Source organism: Mumia sp. (assembly GCF_028803055.1).
In the GTDB taxonomy this organism is placed as follows: Bacteria; Actinomycetota; Actinomycetes; order Propionibacteriales; family Nocardioidaceae; genus Mumia.
Window position 1 is genome coordinate 1 of record NZ_JARBCJ010000212.1, and the last position, 5,614, is coordinate 5,614.

The 5,614-nt window shown below is 69.8% G+C and carries 8 protein-coding genes; 2 read left to right on the plus strand and 6 right to left on the minus strand.

Going from position 1 to position 5,614, the window contains the following annotated elements; all coding sequences use genetic code 11:
* The 3 genes from PV363_RS15585 to PV363_RS15595 form a co-directional block, all read right to left on the minus strand.
* The coding region (locus PV363_RS15585; protein ID WP_301022804.1) for an ABC transporter permease subunit at positions 1-578 on the minus strand (578 nt) is incomplete at its 3' end.
* Complete coding sequence (locus tag PV363_RS15590; protein WP_301022805.1) at positions 575-1,789, minus strand: betaine/proline/choline family ABC transporter ATP-binding protein; 1,215 nt, start codon at positions 1,787-1,789, stop codon at positions 575-577. The genes PV363_RS15590 and PV363_RS15585, both read right to left, overlap by 4 nt.
* Positions 1,782-2,429, minus strand: coding sequence for an ABC transporter permease (locus PV363_RS15595; protein WP_301022806.1), 648 nt, complete (start codon positions 2,427-2,429; stop codon positions 1,782-1,784). The genes PV363_RS15590 and PV363_RS15595 overlap by 8 nt, the downstream gene beginning before the upstream one ends.
* A gap of 195 nt (positions 2,430-2,624) precedes the next feature.
* Between PV363_RS15595 and PV363_RS15600 the strand changes: the two genes are divergently transcribed.
* Positions 2,625-2,975, plus strand: coding sequence for a metalloregulator ArsR/SmtB family transcription factor (locus PV363_RS15600; protein WP_220344634.1), 351 nt, complete (start codon positions 2,625-2,627; stop codon positions 2,973-2,975).
* A complete protein-coding gene (locus PV363_RS15605) occupies positions 2,972-3,619 on the plus strand; it encodes an SRPBCC family protein (protein ID WP_220344632.1) in 648 nt (215 codons plus the stop codon). The genes PV363_RS15600 and PV363_RS15605 overlap by 4 nt, the downstream gene beginning before the upstream one ends.
* Positions 3,620-3,641: 22 nt before the next feature.
* Here PV363_RS15605 and nusB read toward each other — a convergent pair whose 3' ends face one another.
* The 3 genes from nusB to PV363_RS15620 form a co-directional block, all read right to left on the minus strand.
* Entirely contained in the window at positions 3,642-4,055 is a 414-nt protein-coding gene (gene nusB / locus PV363_RS15610; RefSeq protein WP_220344630.1) for a transcription antitermination factor NusB, read from the minus strand.
* On the minus strand, positions 4,055-4,621 hold the full coding sequence (gene efp, locus PV363_RS15615; protein ID WP_220344753.1) for an elongation factor P: 567 nt from the start codon (positions 4,619-4,621) through the stop codon (positions 4,055-4,057). The genes nusB and efp overlap by 1 nt, the downstream gene beginning before the upstream one ends.
* A partial coding sequence (locus PV363_RS15620) for a Xaa-Pro peptidase family protein (protein ID WP_301022807.1) occupies positions 4,618-5,614 on the minus strand: 997 nt, incomplete at its 5' end. The genes efp and PV363_RS15620, both read right to left, overlap by 4 nt.

Here is a 5,614-nt window from a genome sequence, read left to right on the forward strand (position 1 = left end):
ATGATCACCGGGACCGCCAGCGCCAGCTCGACCCGCATCAGCGTGTCGAATGCCGACATCCCCATCCCCCTGGCCGCCTCGACGAGACGGCGGTCGACGCCGTCGAGGCCGGTGACGACGTTGGCGAGGACCGGCAGGATCCCGTAGACGGCGAGCGCGCCGATGAACGGGAACCGCCCGGTGCCGAAGTAGAGCGCGGCGATGACGATGAGTCCGATCGCCGGCGCCGCCTGACCGAAGCCCGCGACCGCGATGATGGGCGTGGAGTAGCGCCGCATCGGACCCCGGGTCAGCAGGATCCCGAGCGGGATCGCCACCACGACCACGAGGGCGGCCGCGGAGAAGGCCAGCAGCATGTGCTCCCACGACAGGGTGAGGAGCCGGTCGACGCTGAGGGTACGGGCCTCCACCGACGAGAGGTCGGCGAACGAGACGTAGGCGAGCAGGGCGGCGAAGACGGCGACGCAGGCCAACAGCTGTCCGACAGCGCGGCCCCGTCGCAGACGTGCAGGGCCGTCCGTCCCGCTCGCCGTGGTCGCGGCCGGGACGGCGTCGACGGCGGTGGTGGAGGCGGTCACCGGACCACCCGTCCGGCATCGCGGGACGCCGCGGGAATCCGCTGGATCGCGTCCATGACGGTCTCGATCCGCACGACGCCCTCGTAGCGGCCACGCCGGCCGATCACGACGACGACACCGTGCGAGGAGGTGAGCATCGTGTCGAGCGCGTCGTTGAGCGTCGAGGACAGGCTCACGGACTCGAGGTGCTCGTCGGGGGTCACCTGGGAGAGCGCGTCGGCACGCCGAAGGTCGCGCAACGACAGCCAGCGCAGCGGCCGTTCGGAGGAGTCCAGCACGATGACGTGCTCGCGGCCGAGCGCCACCGCGGCTGCGGCCGCCTCAGCCGGGTCGTCACCGACGTGGGCGACGGCCGCCTCGTGCAGCGGCACGTCACGCACCCGGGTCAGGGTCAGCTGCATCAGTGCCGCCCCGTGGCCGATGAACCCCTCCACGAACTCGTTGGCCGGCTCGGCGAGGATCGCCTCGGGCGTGTCGTACTGGGCGATCGTGGAGCCCATGTCGAGGATCGCGATCCGGTCACCGAGCTTGACCGCCTCCTCGAAGTCGTGCGTGACGAAGACGATCGTCTTGTGGAGCTCCTCCTGGAGCCGCAGGAGCTCGTCCTGGAGCCGCTGGCGCGTGATCGGGTCGACGGCGCCGAAGGGCTCGTCCATGAGCAGCACCGGCGGGTCGGCCGCGAGCGCGCGGGCGACGCCGACGCGCTGCTGCTGGCCACCGGAGAGCTCGCGCGGGTAGCGGTCGGCGTACGTGTCGGCGTCGAGGTTGACGAGCTCGAGCATCTCGCGGACCCGCGCGTCGACGCGGTCCTTGTCCCAGTCGAGGAGCCTGGGGACGAGCGCGATGTTCTTGGCGACGGTGAGGTGCGGGAAGAGGCCCGCTCCCTGGATGACGTAGCCCACGTGGCGGCGAAGCTCGTCGGGGTTCTTGCGGGTCACGTCCTCGTCGCCGATGAGGATACGACCACTCGTCGGCTCGATCAGGCGGTTGATCATCTTGAGGGTGGTCGTCTTGCCGCATCCGGACGGGCCGACGAGCATGACGATCTCGCCGGCGGGGATCTCCATCCGGATGTCGTCGACAGCCGCGCTGTCCTGACCGGGGTAGCGCTTGGTGACGCCGTCGAGGAAGATCCGCTGCCCGCGCGCCTCGGTCAGCACGGTGTCGTCGGCCGGGCGGTCGGCAGGCGGGTTCACGTCGGTCTCAGACACGGATACCCCTCGAGGTGGTCAGGCGTCCCAGGACGTTCAGGACGAGGTCGAGCAGGATCGCGAGGCCGACGATGGCCAGCGTCCCTGCCCAGGCGGAGTTGGTCGCGTTGGCGCCGCCGATGCGCGACAGCCCGGAGAAGATGAAGGTGCCGAGCCCGGGACCGGAGACGTAGGCGGCGATGGCGGCGATCCCCATCAGCATCTGCGCCGAGATGCGGATGCCGGTGACGATCACCGGCCACGCGAGCGGGATCTCGAGCCGCACGAGGGTAGCCGTCCGGCTCATGCCCATGCCGCGCGCAGACTCGACGAGGGTGGAGTCGACGCCGGCAAGACCCACGATGGCGTTGCGCAGGATGGGGAGTGCTCCGTAGAACGCCAACGCACCGACCGACACGGTGACCCCGTTGGGGATGAAGGCGATGAGAAGGCCGAACAGCGCGAAAGACGGGAAGGTCAGCCCGACCGAGCTCGCCGACAGCGCGACGTTGGTCACGCGCGACGAACGGTAGGAGAGGCACGCGATCACGACGGCCAGCACCGTGGCGATCGCCAGCGACTGCACGACGAGGCTCACGTGCTGGTAGCCCTGGAAGGACAAGAGCGACCAGCGGTCCTGCACGAACTCCCACAGCGTCACCCTGCGCTCCTCAAGCCGTCACCCGTCCATTCCGTCTCACCCGTCGACGTCGCCGAGCGCTCCGGTGACACCGGGGGCGACGCTAACGCATACCCGAGACGCCGCTGTCGAGTGGCTCGCAGCTCCCGTCACGTCGTCAGCAGCGCTGATGCTTAAGCCTTGACTTATATTAGTGACCGCGAAAGTATGCGGCATATGGGGGCTTTCGACATCCTCGGCGAACCGGTCCGACGGCGCATCTTGGAGATCCTCGCCGACGGGGAGAAGGCAGCCGGCGAGGTCGCCGTGATCGTGGGCGAGGAATTCTCGATCAGCCAGCCCGCCGTCTCGCAGCACCTTCGTGTGCTGCGAGAGAGCGGGTTCGCCACCGTACGCACCGAGGGCACCCGCCGCCTCTACGCCCTCGATCCCACGCCTCTCACCGAGGTCGAGGAGTGGACCGCCGGACTCCGGCGGTTCTGGGACCAGCGGCTCGACGCCCTGGGCACCGAGCTGGCCCGAGGCGCCCGCAAACGCCGTACCACCGACGCGAGGAGAACACCATGAAGGACCTCATCGACGAGATCGACGCCGCACAGCGTGCCGTACGCGATGGGAAGCTTCCCGCCGGGGACGCCCACGTCGTCGCCCTGTCACGGACCTACCCCGCGCCCGTCGAGGAGGTGTGGGACGCCCTGACCGACGCCGAGCGGATCCCCCGCTGGTTCCTGCCGATCAGCGGGGACCTCCGACTGGGCGGGACCTATCAGCTCGAAGGCAACGCAGGCGGCGAGATCCGCGTCTGCGAGCCGCCCGAGCGCCTGCTGGTCACCTGGGTCATGGGCGAGCCGGCCGGACCCGAGGACGCGTCGATCGTCGAGGTCCGGCTCGAGCCGGCCGGAGACGGCAGCACCCACCTCCGTCTCGAGCACACCGCCGTCGTCCCGCCTGAGATGTGGGACCAGTTCGGGCCGGGAGCCGTGGGGGTCGGCTGGGACCTCACCCTTCTCGGGATGTGGGCGCACCTCACCGGGCTCGCGCTCGGATCACCGGAGCAGCTCGACAAGGATCCGACGATCAGAACCTGCATGACCAAGAGCAGCCAGGCCTGGGGCGCGGCACTCGCCGAGACGGGCGCGTCGCCTGACGACGTGGCGGCCAAGGTCACGGCGACGACCGCGTTCTACGTGCCTCCGCTCGACGGCGCGTGACGCGACGCAGCAGGTGGTGCGGTCAGACCGACAGCGTCGGCTTGACCTCCACGATCCGGCTCAGCAGACCCTGCACGAAGCTCGGAGAGTCGTCGGTCGACAGCTCGGCGGCGAGGTTGGTCGCCTCCGACACCGCCACGGCATCGGGGACCTCGTCGCGATAGAGCACCTCGTACACCCCGATGCGCAGCAGGTTGCGGTCGACGGCCGGCATCCGGTCGAGCGTCCACCCCTGCGCGTACTCCTCGAGGAGGGCGTCGATCCGGTCGCGGTGCTCGCGCACACCCTCGACCAGCTCGATCGTGTACGGGTTGACCGGCGGGTCGCCCGCGGCGACGCGACCGTCGAGGGTCGCGCCGACGCCGCGGCTCTGCAGCTCGCTCTCGAACAGGACGTCGAGAGCGCGCTTGCGGGCCTTCGTGCGAGAACCCGCCATCAGGAGCTGACGCGGCCCTGGTAGGAACCGTCGCGGGTGTCCACCTTGACCTTCTCGCCGGTCGTGATGAAGAGCGGCACCTGGATCTCGCGACCGGTCTCCAGCTTGGCCGGCTTGGTGCCGCCGGACGAGCGGTCGCCCTGCAGGCCAGGCTCGGTGTACTCGATGGTGAGCTCGACGGACGCCGGCAGCTCGATGTAGAGCGGGTTGCCGTCGTTCATCGCGACCACGGCCTCCTGGTTGTCCAGGAGGAAGCCCGAGGCGTCACCGACGGTGGCCTCGGGCAGCTCGTACTGGTCGAACGTCGAGGTGTCCATGAAGACGTACGAGGTGCCGTCGTGGTACAGGAACTGCATCGTGCGCTTGTCGACGTTGGCCACGTCGACCTTGACGTCGGCGTTGAAGGTGCGGTCCACGATCTTGCCCGAGAGCACGCTCTTGAGCTTGGTGCGGACCACGGCGCCGCCCTTGCCGGGCTTGTGGTGCTGGAACCACACGACGGACCAGAGCTGCCCGTCGAGGTTCAGCACCATGCCGTTCTTCAAGTCGTTCGTCGTTGCCATCAGGCGAGCTCCAGGAGGTCTTTGGTCGCGACCGTGAGCAGCTCTGCTGGTCCGTCGGTCACGACGAGGGTGTCTTCGATCCGCACGCCGCCGCGACCAGGCACATAGATGCCGGGCTCCACGGTCAGGGCAGTGCGACGTTCAAGTCTAGCGGGGGCCGGTCGGCTCAGGAACGGGTCCTCGTGGATCTGCAGTCCCACACCATGACCCAGTCCTGTCGTGAACGCCTCCAGCCACCCCGCGTCCTCGAGGCTGCGGCGGACGACCGCGTCCACGTCGTGCGTCTGGGCACCGGCGGTGACGGCGTCGACACCCGCCTGCTGGGCCGTACGGACCACCTCGTACACCTCGGTCTGCCAGGCGTCGGCCCGGCCGACGACGACCGTACGGGTGCAGTCAGCGTGGTAGCCGTCGACGCGGGCGCCGAAGTCGATCTTGAGGAGCTCGTCGCGACCCACGGGCCGGTCGGTCGGGTCGTGGTGCGGGATCGCGGCGTTCTCCCCGGCGGCGACGATGGTCTCGAACCCGATCGCCTCCGCGCCCATGGCGTACATCGTCCACTCCAGGTCGCGGGCGATCTCCCGCTCGGTACGCCCGAGCAGCGGTCCCGCGAGCAGCTCGTCGAGTGCCTGGACCGAGATGTCGCAGGCCCTCCGCAGCGCGTCCAGCTCGTCCTCGTCCTTCACGACGCGCAGCACCTCGACCGCCCGGTCGAGCGAGACCAGCTCGACGCCGGCGAGGACCTCGCGGGCGTGGACGTGGTCGTCGACGGTGAGCACGTGGGTCTCGATGCCCACGCGCGCCGCGCCACGGGCGCCGCCGGCGAGCACACCGAGAAGGTCTCGACCGATCGTCACCGCGACGTCCGGCGCCTCCTCCGCGGCCTGGTCGCGATAACGACCGTCGGTGGCGAGCTCGGCCGACCCGTCCTCCGCGACGCGTACGGCACCGTTGGACCCCGTGAATCCGGTCAGGTAGCGGACGTTCACCAGGTCG